Origin of the sequence: Biformimicrobium ophioploci (genome assembly GCF_030270605.1) — a bacterium.
GTDB lineage: Bacteria > Pseudomonadota > Gammaproteobacteria > Pseudomonadales > Cellvibrionaceae > Biformimicrobium > Biformimicrobium ophioploci.
Window position 1 is genome coordinate 239,359 of the sequence record NZ_BSYJ01000004.1, and the last position, 19,993, is coordinate 259,351.

At 62.3% G+C, this 19,993-nt stretch carries 15 protein-coding genes; 11 read left to right on the plus strand and 4 right to left on the minus strand.

Annotated features, from left to right (window positions below):
- Positions 1-15: 15 nt before the first annotated feature.
- Entirely contained in the window at positions 16-693 is a 678-nt protein-coding gene (locus QSJ80_RS10925) for a TIGR00153 family protein (protein WP_285764487.1), read from the minus strand.
- A 278-nt stretch (positions 694-971) separates the two neighbouring features.
- On the opposite strand from QSJ80_RS10925, the gene tfpB reads away from it, so the two are divergent.
- The 9 genes from tfpB to QSJ80_RS10970 all read left to right on the plus strand — a co-directional run bounded on the left by tfpB (position 972) and on the right by QSJ80_RS10970 (position 13,209).
- Complete coding sequence (gene tfpB, locus QSJ80_RS10930) at positions 972-2,741, plus strand: type IV pilus assembly ATPase TfpB (protein ID WP_285764488.1); 1,770 nt, start codon at positions 972-974, stop codon at positions 2,739-2,741.
- Positions 2,742-2,758: 17 nt separating this feature from the next.
- Positions 2,759-5,692 carry a bifunctional [glutamate--ammonia ligase]-adenylyl-L-tyrosine phosphorylase/[glutamate--ammonia-ligase] adenylyltransferase gene (gene glnE, locus QSJ80_RS10935; RefSeq protein WP_285764489.1) on the plus strand — a complete coding sequence of 978 codons (2,934 nt, stop codon included), beginning with the start codon at positions 2,759-2,761 and terminating at the stop codon, positions 5,690-5,692.
- A gap of 90 nt (positions 5,693-5,782) precedes the next feature.
- Positions 5,783-6,742 carry a branched-chain amino acid transaminase gene (locus QSJ80_RS10940; RefSeq protein WP_285764490.1) on the plus strand — a complete coding sequence of 320 codons (960 nt, stop codon included), beginning with the start codon at positions 5,783-5,785 and terminating at the stop codon, positions 6,740-6,742.
- Between the two features lie 117 nt (positions 6,743-6,859).
- Positions 6,860-7,927: a lipopolysaccharide heptosyltransferase II gene (gene waaF / locus QSJ80_RS10945; protein WP_285764491.1), complete on the plus strand. Its 1,068-nt coding sequence runs from the start codon at positions 6,860-6,862 to the stop codon at positions 7,925-7,927.
- Between the two features lie 13 nt (positions 7,928-7,940).
- Positions 7,941-8,924 (plus strand): lipopolysaccharide heptosyltransferase I, encoded by a 984-nt coding sequence (gene waaC / locus QSJ80_RS10950; protein WP_285764492.1) that lies wholly within the window; start codon positions 7,941-7,943, stop codon positions 8,922-8,924.
- On the plus strand, positions 8,921-10,042 hold the full coding sequence (locus tag QSJ80_RS10955; protein ID WP_285764493.1) for a glycosyltransferase family 4 protein: 1,122 nt from the start codon (positions 8,921-8,923) through the stop codon (positions 10,040-10,042). Before waaC ends, QSJ80_RS10955 begins: the two co-directional genes overlap by 4 nt.
- Entirely contained in the window at positions 10,035-10,865 is an 831-nt protein-coding gene (gene rfaP, locus QSJ80_RS10960) for a lipopolysaccharide core heptose(I) kinase RfaP (RefSeq protein ID WP_285764494.1), read from the plus strand. The genes QSJ80_RS10955 and rfaP overlap by 8 nt, the downstream gene beginning before the upstream one ends.
- Before the next feature lie 48 nt (positions 10,866-10,913).
- Complete coding sequence (locus QSJ80_RS10965) at positions 10,914-12,407, plus strand: lipopolysaccharide kinase InaA family protein (RefSeq protein WP_285764495.1); 1,494 nt, start codon at positions 10,914-10,916, stop codon at positions 12,405-12,407.
- Positions 12,408-12,483: 76 nt separating this feature from the next.
- Positions 12,484-13,209 carry a sulfotransferase family 2 domain-containing protein gene (locus tag QSJ80_RS10970; protein ID WP_285764496.1) on the plus strand — a complete coding sequence of 242 codons (726 nt, stop codon included), beginning with the start codon at positions 12,484-12,486 and terminating at the stop codon, positions 13,207-13,209.
- A gap of 16 nt (positions 13,210-13,225) precedes the next feature.
- Here the strand turns inward: QSJ80_RS10970 and QSJ80_RS10975 are convergent, their stop codons facing one another.
- The gene (locus QSJ80_RS10975) at positions 13,226-14,770 is read right to left on the minus strand and encodes a hypothetical protein (protein WP_285764497.1); all 1,545 of its coding nucleotides are present in this window, start codon (positions 14,768-14,770) and stop codon (positions 13,226-13,228) included.
- A 165-nt stretch (positions 14,771-14,935) separates the two neighbouring features.
- Between QSJ80_RS10975 and hldE the strand changes: the two genes are divergently transcribed.
- Positions 14,936-16,351 carry a bifunctional D-glycero-beta-D-manno-heptose-7-phosphate kinase/D-glycero-beta-D-manno-heptose 1-phosphate adenylyltransferase HldE gene (hldE, locus tag QSJ80_RS10980; RefSeq protein WP_285764498.1) on the plus strand — a complete coding sequence of 472 codons (1,416 nt, stop codon included), beginning with the start codon at positions 14,936-14,938 and terminating at the stop codon, positions 16,349-16,351.
- 133 nt (positions 16,352-16,484) lie between these two features.
- Here the strand turns inward: hldE and QSJ80_RS10985 are convergent, their stop codons facing one another.
- Together QSJ80_RS10985 and QSJ80_RS10990 are read right to left on the minus strand one after the other, a co-directional pair.
- Positions 16,485-17,297: an aldo/keto reductase gene (locus tag QSJ80_RS10985; RefSeq protein ID WP_285764499.1), complete on the minus strand. Its 813-nt coding sequence runs from the start codon at positions 17,295-17,297 to the stop codon at positions 16,485-16,487.
- Positions 17,290-18,504, minus strand: a complete 1,215-nt coding sequence (locus tag QSJ80_RS10990) for an FAD-dependent oxidoreductase (RefSeq protein WP_285764500.1) — start codon at positions 18,502-18,504, stop codon at positions 17,290-17,292. The genes QSJ80_RS10985 and QSJ80_RS10990 overlap by 8 nt, the downstream gene beginning before the upstream one ends.
- A 144-nt stretch (positions 18,505-18,648) precedes the next feature.
- Between QSJ80_RS10990 and waaA the strand changes: the two genes are divergently transcribed.
- Positions 18,649-19,965 (plus strand): lipid IV(A) 3-deoxy-D-manno-octulosonic acid transferase, encoded by a 1,317-nt coding sequence (gene waaA, locus QSJ80_RS10995; protein WP_352176371.1) that lies wholly within the window; start codon positions 18,649-18,651, stop codon positions 19,963-19,965.
- Positions 19,966-19,993 lie beyond the last annotated feature (28 nt).

The window sequence follows — 19,993 nt, forward strand, 5'->3', positions numbered from 1 at the left end:
TTTCCCCTTTATTCTTCAGTGGGCCAGCAGCAACTGCAGGCGGTTGCCAACGCTGTGGGCGCGATCGGTCAGGTAACCGATCCACTCGACGATGCGATACAGGAAGATCACATCGATGGGGTTAAGATCCTTCTCAAGTTTGAAAATGGCCGCGCGTACCTCGACCTGCAGGTCGTCGGCGTGCTCTTCCATCTGGCCCAGCACCTCGGTGTACTCTTCGGCCAGTTTCATCTCGCGTCCGCCGAAACCGGTTTCGATCAGGTCGTCCAGCTCGTTGATGGCCTTGAGCGCCTGTGCAGAGGTGTCGATGGCGCTCTGGACGTAGGTCTTCACCATGTCCTGGATTTCCGCGGGGATCTGCATCTTGCGGCCCAGCATCAGCCCCGCAATGTCCTCGGCGATATCGGCGATCTCGTCCTGATAGGCCAGCAGCTCCAGCAGGTCGCTGCGTGATACCGGCATAAACAGGCTCTTGGGCAGGTGCAGGCGGATATTCTTTTTCACATCGTCTGCAGCGCTCTCAGCAGCACTGATGCTCTGCTGGATCTTTGCGGCCTTGTCCCAGTCATCGTCGATCACTGCGGCGAAGAAGTCTGCCAGTTGTTCTGAGGCCTTGTGGACCAGCGCCATATGCTCTTCGATCGGTTTGATCGGCGAGCGGCCAAACAGGTTGGCGATATTTGATAAGGGCATTTCGTTGCTCCGTGGTCTTCGCAATTTGCGAATTACGTGCTTCGTCTTGGTTAAAATTTGGCCATTCCAGCCTTCTGTGCGCCACATTCCTCGAAAACCGCGGCGGCGCGGGCTTTATATGACATCTTTATGACATTTTCATTACACCTGATCGCACGCCCGGTACATTAGTGCAAACTGTAGCACTGGTGCTGGCGCCGGTTGCCGGTACAATCGGTAGCAATAACAACCGTTAGCAATGACAACCGCAATTCTTATATCCATAAACAGGTTTCCCCATGGCGGATAATAAATTGGCGGACCGGGTCCTGGAGCTGCGCAGCCTGCTGGACGAACTGGTGCGCACCGGGCTGGTGGACCAGCGCGATGCCAACCGGTTGCTGGGTACCCCCCGCAGCCCTGAGCAGGCCCAGATGCACCCGCTGACCTATATTGCCAGTTGTGAACTGCAGAGTCAGCAGGGAGGGGTGCTCGATGCGGAGACGCTGAATCGCTGGCTGGCCGATGCGGCAGGCGTACCCCTGTTTCATATAGACCCCCTCAAGGTAAATGTAGCTGCCGTCACCGAGGTGATGAGCTTCCAGTTCGCCAAGCGCCACCAGATCCTGTGCGTCGATGCGAGCAAGGACCGCCTGCTGGTCGCCACTTCGCAGCCGTTTGCCGAAGGCTGGGTACAGCAACTGGCGCACACCAGCGGCCGTCGTATCGAGCGTGTGTTGGCGGACCCGGCGGATATCCAGCGTTACTCGGTGGAGTTCTATTCTCTGGCGCAGTCGATTTCCGGCGCCACCGGCCTCAAGGGCAGTTCCTCCGCCGGCAACTTCGAGCAGTTGCTTGAGCTCGGCAGCCTCAAGGACCCGGAAGCGAACGATGCGCATATCGTCAATATCGTCGACTGGCTGCTGCAGTACGCATTCGACCAGCGCGCCTCGGATATCCATATAGAGCCGCGCCGCGGCATGGGTCGCATCCGTTTTCGTATTGATGGTGTGCTGCACCATATCCAGGAACTGCCGGATGCGGTGAACGCGGCGGTTACCAGCCGCCTGAAAATCCTCGGCCGTATGAATGTGGCGGAGAAGCGCAAGCCGCAGGACGGCCGCATCAAGACCAAGCGCCCGGACGGCAGTGAAGTCGAGCTGCGCCTGTCGACCCTGCCCACCGCGTTCGGCGAAAAGCTGGTGATGCGGATCTTTGACCCCGAGGTGCTGCTGCGCAGTTATCGCGAGCTGGGCCTGGCCGGGGATGACCTGCACCGCTGGGATACGATGCTGTCGCGGCCGAACGGCATCGTGCTGGTCACCGGGCCCACCGGTTCGGGCAAGACCACCACGCTCTACACCGCGCTCAAGCAGCTGGCGACGCCGGAAGTCAACGTGTCCACCGTCGAGGACCCGATCGAGATGGTGGAGGAGAGCTTCAACCAGACCCAGGTGCAGCACTCTGTCGGCCTGGATTTCGCGGCCGGCATCCGCACGCTGATGCGACAGGACCCGGACATCATCATGGTGGGCGAGATCCGCGACCTGGAAACCGCGCAGATGGCGATCCAGGCAGCGCTTACCGGCCACCTGGTGATTTCCACGCTGCACACCAACGATGCGCCGACCGCGGTAACGCGCCTGCTTGACCTGGGGGTGCCTGGGTACCTGATCAAATCCACCATTCTCGGGGTCATGGCGCAGCGCCTGGTGCGCACCCTGTGCCCTGCGTGCAAGGCGCCCCATGCGATGGATGATACCGACTGGCAAAGTCTGGTGCGCCCATGGAAGGCTCCCAAACCGGAAACCGTTTACCGGCCGGAGGGGTGCCTCGAATGCCGCAATACCGGCTACCACGGGCGCCAGGGCATATACGAGATACTGCCGTTCACGGAATCGGTGCAGGCCCTGATCGGCTCAGACTGCGACCTGCAGGCGTTGCGTCACCAGGGCATGCGCGAGGGTATGAACAGTTTGCGCCTCGCCGGCGCCAAGAAAGTCGCAGCGGGACTGACCACCGTTGAGGAAGTGCTGCGGGTAGCGCCGCCACCAGATATCAGTTTCTAGATCCGGTTCAGGAATTCATGGACGATTCTCTATCTTTGCCCAAGGCGCTGGAGCCTGTGTGGCAGCACCAGTGGGAGCGCTGGTGCGCCGCTGCCGATGACACGCAGCGGGAAGCGGTCGAAGCGCATCTGAGCGATGAAATTGAGTTGCGCAACCTGCAGCGCGTTTTTGTCGGCTCGGAGTTTATGGTTGAGCAGTGCTGCAAGGACTCCGCCCTGCTGCCCGCGATCCTTGCCTGTGAAAGTTTCGAGTCTTTCTGTGAGTTCTTTTCCGACCCTTCTGCTTCTGTAATTCCCGAGAGTGACGAGACCTTTGACCGGGCGCTGCGCCGGTATCGCAACCGGGCGCTGTGCTGGATCATTTATTCCGACTGGTCCGGGCGGCACACCATCGAGACCTGCTGCGCGCTGATCTCGCAGGTTGCGGAACACACTATTCAAAAAGCGCTGGCCTGGCACAGTGCCGCCATGCACGAGCGTAATGGTGTGCCGCGCAATGCCGACGGCGAGGTGCAGCCGTTGCTGGTGCTGGGCATGGGCAAGCTGGGCGCGGGCGAGCTTAACCTTTCCTCGGACATTGACCTGATCTTTGCCTACCCGGAAAGTGGCGCTTGCGATGGTGATGACGGCCTCGACAACCAGGCTTTCTTTACCCGGCTGGGTCAGAGGCTGATTCGCTCCCTCGATGCGGTGACTGCCGATGGTTTTGTTTTTCGGGTGGATATGCGCCTGCGCCCCTACGGCGACAGCGGCCCGCTGGTAAAAAGCTTTGCCGCGATGGAGGACTATTACCAGACCCAGGGACGGGAGTGGGAGCGCTACGCCATGGTCAAGGCGCGCGTGGTTGCTGATGACAGTGCTGATGACAGCGCTGGTGACGACAGCGATAACGGTGCGGTCGCCGAGTTGATGGAGTTGCTGCGTCCGTTTACCTATCGCCGCTATATCGACTTCAGCGTGATCGAAGCACTGCGTGAGATGAAGTCGCTGATCAATCGCGAAGTGGCACGGCGCAACCTGGGAGACAACATCAAGCTCGGTCGCGGCGGCATTCGCGAAGTGGAGTTTATTGCGCAGGTTTTCCAGCTGATTCGCGGCGGAACCGAGGTGGAGTTGCGCGAGCGCAACCTGCTCAAGGTATTGCCGATGCTGGTCGAGCGCGGCTTTCTGGGCAAGGGCATGGACCGTGCCCTGTCCGATGCCTATCGCCTGCTGCGCCGGGTGGAGCACGCCCTGCAGGCGTTTCGCGATCGCCAGACCCAGACCCTGCCGGCGGAAGAGGATGCACGCGCACGCCTCGCGTTTGTGCTCGGGTTTTTGGATTGGGCGCAGCTGGAGGCGGCCCTGGCTGAGGCGCGCGAGCTGATCCACGCTGAATTCCAGGCGGTGGTCGCGGCACCGGAGGACCAGCAGCAACCCGATCGGGTCGGCGCCTGGCGCGATTTCTGGGCCTCGTTCGCCCAGATGGACCAGGACCTGGAAGAGCCTGCGCGCGCAAGGTGCGCGGTCCTGCAGTTGGCCGGTTATGACAATGTCGATAAGTTGCAGGATCAGTTGCACGACCTGAGCAACGGCCCTACCGCCAGGGCATTGCCGGCCCAGGCACGCGACCGGCTCGACCAGTTTATGCCCATGCTACTGGCCGAGCTGGAGGGCACGCCGGCACCGCATGTGACCCTGGAGCGCATCCTGCCGCTGGTGCGGGCGATATTGCGGCGCAGCGCCTACCTCACCCTGATCAATGAAAATCCTGTGGTGCTGGAGCAACTGGTGCGCCTTTGCGGCGCCAGCCCGTTGATTGCCGCGCAGCTCGCCCGTCACCCGCTACTGCTCGATGAACTGCTCGACGCGCGCCGGCTGTTACGCGCGCCGGATGCGGAGGAGATCGAGGCGGAGTTACGACGTGACCTGCTGCGGGTGCCGGACGATGACCTGGAAGCGCAGATGGAGGCGCTGCGCCACTTCAAGCTCGGGTATGACCTGCGCGTGGCGGCACAGGAAGTCTCCGGTGTGTTGCCGCTGATGAAAGTCTCGGATGCATTGACCTGGCTGGCGGAAGCCATCCTCAAGTATTCACTGCAGATAGCCTGGCAACAGATGGTGGAGAAGTATGGCCTGCCGGCAGGTGCGAGCGAGGACGATGTGCGTTTCTGCATCGTCGCCTACGGCAAGCTCGGCGGCCTGGAGCTGGGCCACGGCTCCGACCTCGACCTGGTGTTTGTGCACGATACCGAACCCTACGCGCAGACAAGCGGCGACCATTCACTGGACAATGCGACCTTTTACACGCGGCTGGGCCAGCGCCTGATCCATATCCTGCAGACCCGCACTTTCAGCGGGCCACTGTATGAAGTGGATACGCGCCTGCGCCCGTCGGGCAACTCCGGTCTGCTGGTGACTTCGCTGGAGGCGTTTGAGCGTTACCAGCGCAAGGACGCCTGGACCTGGGAGCACCAGGCGCTGGTGCGCGCGCGTCCAGTAGCGGGTTCACAAATGTTGTGTGAAAAGTTCGAGTCACTGCGCGCAGATATCCTTTGCCAGCCGCGGGACGAAAAAGAATTGCGCGAAGAGGTGGTTTCCATGCGCAATAAAATGCGCGAGCACCTCGATAAGTCCTTGCCAGATAAGGGTTTTGACCTGAAACAGGGCAGCGGCGGTATTGTCGATATCGAGTTTTTGGTTCAATATTCAGTTCTGGCCGGCGCGCACCAAGCACCGGCCACTGTGCGGTATACAGACAATATCCGCATACTGGGCTGCCTCGAGGAGGCAGGCCTGATGCCGGCCCACCAGGCCGCAGATTTGATCGACGCCTACAAAGCCTTCCGATCCCAGGGTCATCGCCTGGCGCTGCAACAACAGCCGGGGATTGTCGACGATGGCCACTTCACAGCGGAAAAAAAGACCGTTCAAGCGCTCTGGCAGCAGTATCTCGGTGAGTCCCGGGATTGATTTCCCGCAAGGTGCGGGTGTAAAGCGCTGCCATACTGTTTATGAATTTTGAGCAACCGGGCCTGCCGGTTGAATCCTGGAGTTAGGAAAATGTCTTTTGCGGATCGAGACGGCGTAATCTGGTTTGATGGTGAGTTGGTGCCCTGGCGCGATGCCCGGGTCCATGTGCTCACCCACACCCTCCACTACGGCATGGGTGTGTTTGAGGGCGTGCGTGCATACGACGCCGGCGACAATGGCGCCTGTATCTTCCGGTTGCAGGAGCACACCCAGCGCCTGCAACGCTCCGCCAAGATCATGAACATGCCGCTGCCTTATTCGGAAGAAGAGTTGAATGAAGCGCAGCGCATGGTGGTGCGTGAAAACGGACTCAAGGAGGGTTACCTGCGTCCGATGGCGTTTTACGGTTCAGAGGGCATGGGGCTGCGTGCCGACGCCCTTAAAACCCATGTGATCGTTGCCGCCTGGGAATGGCCGTCGTATATGTCACCGGAAGCCATCGAGCTGGGCATCAAGGTCAACACCTCCTCGTACACCCGCCATCACGTCAACATCAGCATGACCAAGGCCAAGGCCAATGGCCAGTACATCAATTCCATGCTCGCGTTGCAGGAAGCGATTCGCAACGGCTGTGACGAGGCGCTGCTACTGGATCCGGAAGGCTATGTTGCCGAGGGATCCGGCGAAAACGTGTTCGTGGTGAGCAATGGCGTCATCTACACACCGGAGCTGACTTCCTGCCTGGACGGTATCACCCGCCAGACAGTGATCCGCCTTGCGGAGGAGTGTGGCTACCAGGTGCGCGAGAAGCGCATCACCCGCGATGAGGTGTATGTGGCAGATGAGGCATTCTTCACCGGTACCGCCGCGGAAGTGTTGCCGATCCGTTCCCTCGACGGGCGCACCATTGGCGAGGGGCGTCGCGGCCCGATCACCACGCGCCTGCAATCCATGTACTTCGATGTGGTGCGCGGCCGCAGCGAGCACCACCTGGAGTGGCTCACGCCGGTCGAGGATGAGGTGGCCATCGCCGCCGCTGTCGGCGCCTGACCCCGCCTTACGGCCCCCCGCGCCTTCCTTGGCGCCGGTCCACTGGTGCCGGCTGTAGCCGCGGTGGGGCGCCAACGTTAAAATGGTGGTTTCGTTCCAGTTTGGCGGAGCCACCGTTTGTCCAGTTCCCAGCAGAAGCACCCCTCCCGCATCCTGATTGTCGGCCCGTCCTGGGTTGGCGATATGGTGATGGCGCAGTCCCTGTTTATCCAGCTGAAGCAGCTGCACCCGGAGGCCCTGATCGATGTGCTGGCGCCTGCCTGGAGCCGGCCATTGCTGGAGCGCATGCCGGAAGTCCACGCCAGCATCGAGATGCCGGTGGGGCATGGCAAGCTTGACCTCGGCAAGCGCCGCCGGCTCGGGCATTGGCTGCGCCAGCACAACTACGACCAGGCAATCCTGCTGCCCAACTCCCTGAAATCCGCACTGGTGCCATTTTTCGCCGGAATCCCGTTGCGTACCGGCTGGCGCGGGGAAATGCGTTATGGCCTGCTCAATGATATCCGCCTGTTGAACAAGCAGCGCTACCCGTTAATGGTGCAGCGTTTTGTCGCGCTGGCCTTGCCGCCGGGAGCGGCCCTGCCGGAGGCGCTGCCGCGCCCGGCGCTGGTGGCGCAGGATCGCTTTGAGGCACTGGCGCAGGAATTCGGCCTGAACCGCGAGCGGCCGGTGCTGGCGCTCTGCCCTGGTGCGGAATTCGGGCCGGCCAAGCGCTGGCCGGAGGCGCATTACGCCGAAGTCGCGGCCAGCAAGATAGCCGAGGGCTGGCAGGTGTGGTTGCTTGGCTCCGGCAAGGACCGCGATGTTTGCGCCGATATTATCGAGCGTCAGTCGGATGAGGCGCGCAGCTACTGTGAGAACCTCGCGGGTCGTACCCAGCTCGCCGATGCCATCGACCTGCTGGCACAGGCGGATGCGGTGGTCAGTAATGATTCCGGTCTGATGCACATCGCCGCTGCACTGGGGCGGCCGCTTGCGGTGGTCTACGGTTCCACATCCCCGGATTTCACGCCGCCGTTGGCAGAGAAGGTCCGCATCCTGTCGATTGAGGTAGAATGCGGGCCCTGCTTCCAGAGAGAGTGTCCGCTCGGACATATGAAATGCCTGCAAGAACTTCCTCCGCAGCGCGCGCTCGATGCGCTCGACGAACTGTGCTCCGATGCGGGCGAGGCGACCAGGGCATGAAGGCGGTAAATTCGTGCGCGTATTAATCGTCAAGACCTCGTCACTCGGTGACGTCGTGCACACGCTGCCGGCGGTCACCGAAGCCAGCCGTGCGATCACGGAGCTGGTGTTTGACTGGGTAGTGGAGGAGAACTTCGCGGAAATCCCGGGGTGGCATCCCGCGGTCGAACGCGTGATCCCCGTGGCGCTGCGCCGCTGGCGCCGCAACCTGCGCGCCATGCGTATCCAGGGTGAATGGCATGCGTTCCGCGAGCAGCTCGATGCGCAGCGCTATGACCTCGTGATTGATGGCCAGGGCCTGCTCAAGAGCGCGTTCGTCTGTTCCCGGGTAAAAGCACCAAGTTACGGTTACGACCGGCATAGCATTCGCGAACCCCTGGCGAGTCTTTTTTACACGCACAAATTTGCGGTCGCGAAAGACCAGCATGCGGTTGCGCGCCTGCGCCAGTTGTTCGGTGCGGCGCTGGGCTACACGCCGTCGTCGAAACCGATCGACTGCGGTATTGACCGCAGTGGTTTCGGTAATACCGTGGCCGCCGAATACAGGCCCTACATTGTCTGCCTGCACGGCACCACGCGTGCCGACAAATACTATCCGGAAGATTACTGGCAGGGCCTGATGCAGAGTGCTGCCGCCGGCGGATACCGGTTGCTGTTGCCCTGGGGCAATGAGGAAGAGCAGGCGCGCGCACAGCGGCTTGCGCAGACCTGTGACAGTGCAACCGTACTGCCGCGCATGAACCTTGCCGAGATAGCCGGCGTACTGGCGGGAGCCGCCGGGGTGGTTGCGGTGGATACCGGACTCGGCCACCTGACCGCCGCACTCGGCACACCCGCGGTTTCCCTTTACGGGCCAACTTCTCCGGGCCTTGTCGGTGCCTATGGCAAGCACCAGCACTATCTTGAAGCTTCGGATTTTGGGGAGGGTTTTTCGGCCCTGACCCCGGAGATCGTGTGGCAGACCCTGCAACAGGCCATGGCGGAGGCGGCGCAATGAAGCTCGCACTGGCGCTCTACAAGTATTTCCCGCACGGCGGACTGCAGCGGGACTTTCGCAAGGTTGCGGAACGTGCGGTGGATGCCGGCCACGAGGTTTCCATTCTGTGCCGTAGCTGGGAGGGCGCGCCGATCGAGGGCGCACGCCTGCTGTGTGCACCTGCCGGCGGCCTGAGTAACCGCAGCAAGGATGCGAACTTCTGTCGCTGGGTGCCCGACGCCATGCTGCACTGCGGAGCCGAAATCCTGTGCGCGTTCAATCGGGTTCCGGGGGCGCATGCGTATTTCGCCGCGGATCCCTGTTACGCTGCCAGCCATGGCGGCACGGCTGCACGTTGGTGGCAGCCGCGACGCAAGCAGTTCCTCAGGTTCGAGCAGGCGATGCTGTCCCCGTCTGCGCGCACCCATATCCTGCACTTGACCGAGCAGCAGAAGGCGGAATTCCAGCATTACTATGCCACCCCGGATGCGCGCTTTACCCTGGTGCCGCCGGAGATCGGCAGTCGGTTTTTTGCCGAGCCGGATCCGGACGAGACCGAAAAACTGCGCGGGCGCCTCGGTATTGCGCCGGGCGACCTGATGCTGCTTCACGTCGGCAGCAATTTTGCGCTCAAGGGTGTCGAGCGCTGCCTGCGGGCAGTGGCTGCGATGCCCGAGCCTGAGCAGGAGCGGCTGCACCTGGTGGTTGCCGGTGAAGGTAATCGCCAGCATTACATCAGGCTCGGTGCGCGGCTCGGCCTGAGCCCACGGCAAATGCATTTTGTCGGGGTGCAGGAGGATATCCATCGATGGATGCACGCTGCGGACCTCCTACTGCATCCCTCCGAACGCGAGTCTGCGGGCATGGTGCTGGTGGAGGCGCTCGCAGCCGGACTCCCGGTCATTGCCACGGAGACCTGCGGCTATGCATTCCATGTCGAGCGCTCCGGTGCCGGCGCGGTGATTCCTCTGTCGCAGGTAGCCCTCAGTGAGGCCCTGGGCGAGGCGGTCCTGAATCCGGAGCGCTGCCGGGAGTGGTCCGCGGCAGCGCGAACCTATGCCGGCAAGGCGCAGCTGCGCGGGCTCGCTGACGCGGTGCTGCAGCAACTTGAAGTGATATCCGGTGGTGAGCATGTTTGATTCCATGCTGGACGAACCATTCCTGGCTGAAAGTTTTCGCGTAATGTGGGAGGGGCAGGATCCGTTCGAACGCCTCTGGCAGATGCCAGGGACCGAATACCGGCGCATGCCGGGGCGGCGCACCTTCCGGTTTGAGATAGATGGTTGCGCCTATTTTGCGAAGCTCCATGCCGGCGAGGGCTGGGGGCCGGTCCTCGGCGACCTGTTGCGCCTGCGCAAACCGGTCCTGGGCGCTGCCACTGAATATCGCGCGCTGCGCATGCTGGAAGTACTGGGCATTGATACCATGCGCCCGGTGGCGTTCGCGGAGCGCGGTCTCAGTCCATCGGCGCGAGAGTCGTTCCTGGTGACCGAAGCGCTGGAGCCTACGGTCAGCCTGGAAACATTCTGCGCGGACTGGAAAGCACTGCCACCACCACTTTCCATCAAGCGCAAGCTGATCCGGCGGGTCGCTGAAATCGCACGTGACCTGCACGAGGGTGGGGTGAACCACCGCGACTTTTATCTCTGCCACTTCCTGTTGCGCCCGGAAACTCTTGAGCAGGAGTCGCTAGTGATCCACCTGATCGACCTGCACCGCGCGCAGATTCGCCATCGGGTGCCAGAGCGCTGGCGCATCAAGGACCTGTCAGGGTTGTGGTTTTCCGCCTGCGATATCGGCCTGACCCGCGCCGACCTGATGCGCTTTGTCGAGATCTACTCCGGGCGACGCCCGAGCGTCGAACTGAGAGCCAACGCAGCGCGCTGGAAAAAGGTGTGGGTGAAAATGGCGCGCGTGCGCGCACGGGAAAAGCGCAAGATTGCAGCGGGCATTCCGCGATAGAAAGTGGGCCTGGACAGGTTCATGTAAATAGTTAATCGAGATTTTTGAGTGACCAACGCCCCCTATCCAACGAATGATATCCCCGAGATAAATGACCTCGAGGAATTGCGGGAGTGGCTGCAGGAGCGGCCGCTTCCCGTGCAGCTGACGGTGATCATCAACGGGCGCCCGCAGGTGGTGACACTGCAGGCCATATCACGCTTCCTGCCAGAGAAGCGTTTTGCCGCACTCGGTACCTGGCAGGAAACCGGTGGCAGGGTGCACCAGGTGCTGTTCAAGATGTTCTTCCACTCGGCCAAGGCCCTGATCCATATTCGCCGGGAGAAAATGCATTCCGAGGCGCTGACCCGCAACGCGGTGCCAACCCCCAGGATCCTTGCCTCCGGCGCGATCAAGGGCGGCGGGCACTTCCTTATGCTCGAGGCACTGCCCGACGTGAGTACTTTTGGCGAGCGCTGGAGCCAGCTGGCTGAGGATGCAAAGCCCGCGGCAATCGGTAACCTGCTGGAACTCCTGGCCGGCATGTACGACTGCGGCTGGCGCCAGACCGACATGCACCTGGGCAACTTCCTGCACGACGGCGATACCCTGTACGTGGTGGATATGGGATCCGTGCGCAAGGTCCCGCTCACGCGCCCGCGCGCCTGGCGGGAAGACCTGGCGATGTTGGTTGCACAGTTCGACTGGCGCGAGCAGGACGCAGTGATCGCGTGGCTACTGGATGCGTGGCAGCGGCTGGCGCAGCAGGGGAAAATTGCCCGCGCACCTTCCGAATCGCGCTTCCGCCTCGCCGTTGCGCGAGCCTGGGGCCAGCGCCTGGAAGACCGGCTGGAGCGCGCCGGCCGCTCTACCAGCGACCAGCGTGTGGAAAAGCGCGGCGATATGGAAATCCGCTGCATGAAACAATGGTGCGACGATTTCTGGCCGACGCTGTGCAGCCCGGCCGAACTGGACCGGTTGATCGCAGACGGTAGAAACCTGAAGGACGGTAACAGCGCAACCGTTGCCGCGATAGAGGTAGCGGGCAGGGATTTTGTGGTAAAGCGCTACAATGTGAAAAGTGCGACTGTTGCCGCCAAACGCCGTTTCGGGCGCTCCCGCGCGGAGCGCAGCTGGGAGGCCGCATACCTGCTGGAGTACCTGGGCATCGGTACTCCGGCCCCGGTCGCGCTGGTTATCGAGCGCAAGTGGCGCGGACGCGCCTATTTTATTTCGGAGCTGGGCAAGGGCGAGTCGCTGCAGGCATACCTGCCAGACATCGATGACGCCTGTCTCGATGCGGTGTGTGACTTCTGGCAAGCACTGGCGCGGGTCGGCGCCAGCCATGGGGACAACAAGGCAAGTAACTTTCTCTGGGACCGGCAATGCGAGACGCTGCAGATCATCGACCTGGATGCACTGCGGCGTCACGGACAGCCGGTTCGCGCGCGCAAGGCGCTGGAGAAGGATATCGAGCGCTTCAGCAGGAACTGGACACAATTGCCGGTCCGGGTTGCCGTACGGCTGGAGCAGGTGCGCCGGCAACTATTCAGCCCCGGCTAGCTTCATGCCCGCGGACGGTGCTGGAAAAGGCAGGGCCGAAGATTATCGGAAAATTTCCACAGAGAATTTTTGAGCGATGAGCACATTACGTAACCTGGCCTGGCGCTGCGTGCCAAAATTCCAACGCCGGTTGTTGCTCGACTTCCTGCCGGAGTATCGGCAGCGGGAGTTTGAGCGAACCCTGGTCGGGAAAATGACCTACCCGGACGTGTTCGATCGCACCCAGTCGATATTCATTCATGTGCCCAAGAATGCCGGCAAGAGTGTGACCAGGGCGTTGTATGGTGTGAAGACAGTGGGTCATACCACCGCCAGCTGGTATCAGCAGGCCGACCCGGAAAAATTCCAGCGCTACTTCAAATGCGCGTTTGTGCGAAACCCCTGGGATCGGGTGGCCTCCACATTTACCTACCTGCGGCAGGGTGGGGCGGAGTCCAGCCCGCAGGACCGCGAGTGGTCCGCCTTCATGCAGAGGTTCGGTTCGTTTGATGAGTTTGTCACCGGTTGGCTGACACCGGACAACGCGCGCCTGCGCACCGTGCTGACGCCGCAGTACCTGTTCCTGGTGAACCGGTTCGGTGTTGTCGAGATGGATTTTATCGGCCGGGTTGAAAATGTTACCGGGGACTTTACGGTTATTGCGGACAAGCTGGGCGTCGCCGCTGAGCTACCGCACCTGAACCGCAGCGCCCGCGAGGATTACCGGGCACTGTACACGGACAGGTCGCGTGAAATCGTCGGCAACATCTATCAGCGCGATATCGAGTTGTTCGGTTACGACTTTGACGGCCCGCTGGCATAGCAGGCCGCCGCTACTTTTACTGCAGGCTGGCGACCGGGGCCCCCGGCTTCGGGATCCGGAACACCAGGACCTGCTCGCGGTTACCGCCCCTGAACTCCCTGACCAGCTCGAATTTTTCCCGGTAACTGGCCAGCACGGGGTTGTCCGCCATGGTGCGGTGCACCCGGATCACCGCATATTCATATTGCCCGGATACCTGTGCGACCTTTGGCAGCCTGCCACTGCGGATCTTGCGCAGGGACGCGGGATCTTCCAGCTTGCCGCTCAGGTAGGCAAGCTGGCCGTCGTTGAACAGCACCCGGCCTTCCTGCGCCAGGTTCTCCTCTACCCAGTTGACCGCTGCAGGCAGGTGTTCCTTGGTGCGCCCGAAAGACACATGGCTGTCGATAAACAGCACCGCCGCCAGGGTGATTGCGACAGGTCTGGCAAAGCGCTGCGGCGCCAGCGCGGGCCATGCGCGAGCCAGGCTGATGGTCACAGGTAAAAGCAGCAGCAGCGCCGCCAGCTGCAGGTAACGCGACTGCAGGAAAAGCATCTGCACGGTGAAGGCCAGTAGTATCAGTATTTGTGCCGCCAGCACCAGGTTGAACAGGCTGGACCGGGGCCAGTAGAACCTGCCCTTCCAGATCAGTACCGCTGCCGCCAGAAGCACCGCCGGGGTCAGGGCTTCCGCGACATTGCCGATAAATATGATGGAAACCGCTGCCGCCGCGATGGCCGGCGCCTGGTCCAGCGAATAGCGGTTGAGGACATGCTCGCGCAGGTTGCCGGTCAGTTCGTTCCAGCTGCCGCCGAGGGTTGCCAGCAGCGCGTTGCTATCGCCCAGGTGCAGGAGTTGCACTATGGCATGCCAGTAGCGAGGTGCCAGCCAGGCGAGCGCGACAAGTCCGGCGCCAACGCTCAGCGCACCTGCAGAAAAAATCAGCAGCTTGCGCCTTGCGGGCCAGTCGCGCTGCAGCAGGATGGCGGCAAAGTAACAGGGGAACAGCACCAGGGCTTCCGGGCGCAGCAGGACGGCCAGCCCTGTTACGGCAAGCGCCAGTGCGAAATACCGTATGTCTGCGGACCTGAGGTAGCACAGCGCCGCGTAGAGTCCCCACAGGCTGGCGGCCCAGTAGAGCGGGTCGCGGATGACATAGTCGAAATAGCTGCTGAGCCCGGGGAACAGGCTGACTGCCACGGCGGCGAACCAGGCGGCGCGGGACTGCTCGGCCGGCGCCATCTCGTGCGCCAGCAGCGCCGCCAGTCGCACGAAGGCGAAGGCTGTCGCTGCGAATGCCAGCGCGTTCAGCCAGAAGGCCGTAACCAGCGCAGACATGCCGGTCAGGCTGGCGAGGCTGCCGAGCAGCGCCGAGAAAAACGGTCTCGGGTAGACCGCCGCCGCCGCGTCCCAGCCCTGTGCGGCGAACACATCCGCCGCAAACAGGTACAGGGTGGCGTCGTCATTCAGGTGACTGCTGCGCCATATTGCCAGCCAGGTCAACAGAAAGGTGGCCGTTGCGGCAGACCAGGCGGGGCCGATACGGGTAAAAATCGATAGTGGGGCGTTCAGTCGGTTCAAGGTGTGCAGCGGGTTGGTTACAGAAAGGTCGAGTGTACAACGGCGCCCGTACCGTTGTTAAGAAACGCCCGGTTAAGAAACGCCCGTTCTGCGCCGGCCCGGAATCGGCGCTACTGCTACCTTGTGCTAATATCGCGCCCACTTTATCCAGGTGAAATAGCTGAAATGACTCTGCCCGTTTTTGATTCCGCCCAGGTGCTGGTTGTCGGTGACCTGATGCTGGACCGCTACTGGTCCGGCGACACCCGTCGTATTTCCCCGGAAGCGCCGGTGCCGGTGGTCAAGGTGGGGCAGGCCGAGGATCGCCCGGGCGGCGCCGGCAATGTGGCCCTGAACCTGGCGTCGCTGGGGGCCGGGGCCTCCACCGTTTGCCTGGTGGGGCGCGACGAGGCGGCCACCGCACTCAAGCAGACTCTGACCGCGGCGGGTATCCACTGTGATTTCGCGGAGTCACCTCTGGCGCCCACCATCACCAAGCTGCGGGTAATGAGTCGCCACCAGCAGCTGTTGCGGCTGGATTTCGAGGAGCCGTTTTCCGCCGAGGATCGCGCTGCCATAGAGCCGCTGGTAAAGGCTGCGATTGGCAATGTCGGCGCGCTGGTGCTGTCGGATTATGCCAAGGGCACCCTGAGTGATTGCGCCAGCCTGATCGCGCTGGCGCGCAAGGCCGGGGTGCCGGTGCTGGTGGACCCCAAGGGCACGGATTTCTCCCGCTACCGCGGCGCCACCCTGATGACCCCCAACCTGCACGAATTCGAGGCCGTAGTGGGCGAGTGCGACAGCGAGCAGGAAATCGTCACACGTGGCGAGGCGCTGATGCGCGAGCTGGAGCTGGAAGCGCTGCTGGTGACCCGCGGCGAGCACGGCATGACCCTGCTGCGCCCGGGTGAGGCGGAGCTGCACCTGCCGGCGCAGGCGCGCGAAGTCTATGACGTAACCGGCGCTGGCGACACCGTGATTGCCACCCTCGCGGCTTCCATTGCCGCCGGTGAATCGCTGCCGCGCGCGGTCGAACTGGCCAATATTGCCGCCGGCATCGTGGTGGGCAAGCTGGGTACGGCGACCATTTCCGGGCCGGAGCTCCGCCGTGCCGTGCAGGCGCAGGGCCACACCGGCCGCGGTGTGATGACCGAAGAACAGCTGCAGATCGCGCTCGAGGATGCGCGCAGCCACGGCGAGAAGATTGTTTTTACCAACGGTTGTTTCGACATCCTGCACGCCGGCCACGTCGGTTACCTGGAGCAGGCGCGTGCACTCGGCGATCGGCTGGTGTTGGCGATCAATTCGGACGCTTCGGTGCACAGGCTCAAGGGTGCGGGACGCCCGATCAATCCGGTCGAGCGCCGCATGGCGGTCCTGGCGGGGCTGGAAGCGGTGGACTGGGTCACCTATTTCGAGGACGACACGCCCGAGCGGCTGCTGGAAAAGCTGCGCCCGGATGTGTTGGTCAAGGGTGGCGATTACACCAAGGAGCAGGTGGTGGGCTGGGAAATCGTGGAGAGCTACGGTGGCTCCGTACAATCCTTGGACTTCCTCGATAATTGCTCAACTACAGCAATCGTGAACAAAATAAAAAGCTAACTTGCTCGCTCTGGTGGCGTTAAAAAACAGCTCAAGGTGCTCATTTATTCCCGATAAACTCCGCTCTTTCGCTGTTTTTTGCCTAACCAGATCTTCGCCGTTGACGCTTTTTAGTGCTAAAAACGAACACCTGTCAGTTTTTGCTTAGAGCCCTGGCCGCCTTGCGGCAATTGTTTTCCAGGTGTTTCGGGTTGATGGTGCCGATAATGGCGCAGCTGGTGCCGGCGTGGCCGAACACGAAATCCATGCTGGCCTGCACCGGGTCGGTGTCGCCCTGCTCGCCGGCGATATGGCCGCTGGCCAGCGCTTTCTTGATGAACACGCCCACGCCGTTGTCGCGGCAGTAATCCAGCACGGCGCGCTCGCCCTGTTCGCGCAGGTTGTAGGTCACCATCATGGCATCGCTGTATTGGGCGGCGAGGATACCGCCCTCCACGGTCTTGCTGGACATGCCGATGGCTCCGATCAGGCCCTGCTGCTTTAGCTCCGCGAGGGTCGCGAGCACTTCCTCATCCTGCACGATGCGGCTGTCGTCGCCGTTGGAGTGTACCAGCACGATATCCAGGAAATCGGTATTGAGGCGTTTCAGGCTGCGCTCGATGCTCATGCGTGTATGCGCTGCAGAAAAATCGAAACTGGACTCGCCGCCGACGAATTCCTCCCCGACCTTGGAGCAAATCAGCCACTGGTCACGCTGGCCGCGCAGCAGCTTGCCCAATCTTTCTTCGCTGTTGCCGTAGGCGGGTGCCGTGTCGATCAGGTTGATGCCCAGGTCCTGTGCCAGTGCGATCAGGTCGGACGCGGCCCGGTCATCGGGAATCTTGAAGGCACCCGGGTACTTCACACCCTGGTCGCGGCCGAGCTTGACGGTGCCGAGTCCCAGTGCGCTGACCTGCATGCCGGTGTTACCGAGCGGCCTTTTCGGCAGGCCGGTGAAATCATCCATTGAATGCGAGCTCCCAGGGTGTCGGCGCGATACCCGGCGCGGCAAGCCGTTCCAGTGCGCCCAGTTGCAAGGGTGTCTTTTGGGTATTCGACTTTTCCAGCATGCCGATGACTTCGTCCGCCAGGTTGGGTGCCAGGGTCAGCTTGGTGGGCCAGGCGGCAATCACATTGGGGCAGCGGTCGGTTGCCATGGCAGCGGCCTTGTCGGGGCGCGCGAAGTTGAGCTGGCGGGGTTCCGCGCGATCGATACGCAATGTGGCCCACTCGGCTCCTGACAGGTCCACCCAGGGCAACAGGTCCGTCAGTTCGCGCTTTGCCGCAGCAATCAGTTCTTCTTCCGACTGCTGTACGCCGTGTTCGGCAAGGGAGCCGCCAAGGTACCAGACCTGGCTGTCGTCCGCGCAGGGATGACTGGAGATGGTCAGGCGCGGGGTCTTTTCTGCACCGAGGCAGTGGCCGTAAAACCGGTAGGGGTAGTGGTGCTTCACCATGGCCTGGTGCAGCGGCCGCCGTTGTGTTTTCGGGCTCTCGCAGCCCAGGGCCTCGAGCATCTGCTCGTTGCCGGCGCCGGCGGTAAGTACGAATTGTCCGGAAGACAGCTGGAGTTCTCGCCCGTCGATCTCAAATAGCAGTGATGCGCGGCCGGAGTCGTCCACCTGCCAGCGGGTCTTGTCCCAGTCGACGTGTTTGCACTGTTCTGCCAGCGGTGCCGCCAGTGCCTCAGTGACGCTGGGTACGTCCAGCACCAGGTCCACCAGGCGGTAGAGACTGCCACTGAACTCCGGATGCTGGAAAAATGCCGGCGCGTCCCTGTGTGCCACATGCTCGACCCGACCGCGGGTCATCTTGCTGGCCAGGAAGGTGGTCATACGCGAGGTGGTGCTGGCGCTGGAGAACAGGTAAAAGTGGTCGCTCAGCAGGCGCGCCCCGCTCAGGTCCAGTGGGCCGGTGCCGGCCATGCATTGGCGCCAGAGTTCTGGCATGTCGGCGATGGCTTCCGAGGCGCCTGAAAGTGCACCGCCGAGGGTGTACTTGATACCGCCGTGAATCATGCCCTGCGACGCAACAGTCTGGGCGCTGCCCAGAGCCTCGGATTCAAGCAGCAGGCAGCTGTAGCCCTTCAGTTTCAATATGTTCGCAAGCCACAGCCCGGCAATGCCGCCGCCGATCACGGTGACATCTACGTTGATAGTTTCGGCTTGTGCCATGATTTACCTGCTCCGCGGTTCAATGGCGCACTGCGTATTGCGCCGACATCTGGTTACAGGCCACATTATAGGGACGCGGGTGCGGTTCGTAACCTGCGAGCTGAGGCTGCTATCTTTTGCGCTGCCCGCGACGCGGCAGTATCCTTGCCCGATAACCACTCTATCCCGGCTCCCATGCGATTGATTTACACCTGGCTGTTGCGCCTCTCCATGCCCTTCATCCTCATGCGCCTGTGGTGGCGCGGTCGCCGTGCGCCAGCGTATCGCGAGCGCTGGCGCGAGCGTCTCGGCGTTGTGCCGGCCAGGCGTGGCCGCGCAAAACTGGTGTGGCTGCATTCTGTATCGGTCGGTGAGACGCTGGCAGCGGTCCCTTTGATTCGAGCATTGCGGTCCCGCAACCCGGACTGGCAGTGGCTGGTGACCACCACCACGCCGACCGGCTCGGAGCGGGTCAGGGATGCGTTCCGCGAGCAGCTCGGGCGCAATATGCTGCATTACTACGCGCCCTATGACCTTCCCGAATGCCTGCGCCGCTTTACCACGCAACTGCGCCCGGACCTGCTGGTGGTCATGGAGACAGAGCTGTGGCCCAACCTGTTGCGCCACTGTGATCGCCGCCAGGTGCCGGCGCTATTGGCCAATGCGCGCCTCAGCGAAAAATCCGCCAGGGGCTACGCCCGTATCGGCGGCATCACCCGGGAAATGCTGCAAAGCCTGGATCGGGTCGTGGCCCAGTACCAGGACGACGGCGACCGCTTTATCCGCCTGGGTTTGCCGCCCGAGCGTTTGAGTATCAGCGGCAACATTAAGTTTGACCTCGAAATTCCTGCGGGCCTGCGCAGCGAGGCACTGGCGCTGGCGGATCGCTGGCGCGGGGGCAGCAAGCGGCCGCTGGTACTGGCGGCCAGCACCCATGCCGGTGAGGAGGAGCAGGTTCTGGACGCTTTTGCGAAGGTGCTGGAAGAGAGGGAGAATGCTTTGCTGATACTGGTGCCGAGGCACCCGGAAAGATTCGGGCCGGTTGCCGAACTGTGCCGGAAGCGCGGCTACGATGTGTGCCGGCGTTCTGAAGGTATCCCCCCAAAGCCCGAACAGCAGGTTTTGCTGGGCGACACCATGGGCGAGCTGCTGAAATTTTTTGGCGCCTCAGACATCGCTTTTGTCGGTGGCAGCCTGGTGCCGGTTGGCGGGCACAATATGATCGAGCCCGCCGCCTGGGGTGTGCCGGTGATCTGCGGCAACCACTTGCACAACTTTGCCCGCGTCAGCGAGATGATGCAGCGCGATGGTGCCATGGCAGTGGTGGAGGATGCGGATGCACTGGCGGAGAAAATCTTGTGGCTGCTTTCCGATGACAATCTGCGCCAGAAGGTGGGGCGGCGTGCGCTGGAGGTGGCGGAGGCCAACCGGGGCGCGTTGCAGCGCCTGATCCATGAAGTGGAGGCACTGGCGGCCCGTTAGGGCCACCGGCTCTGTATTGTTTGCTACT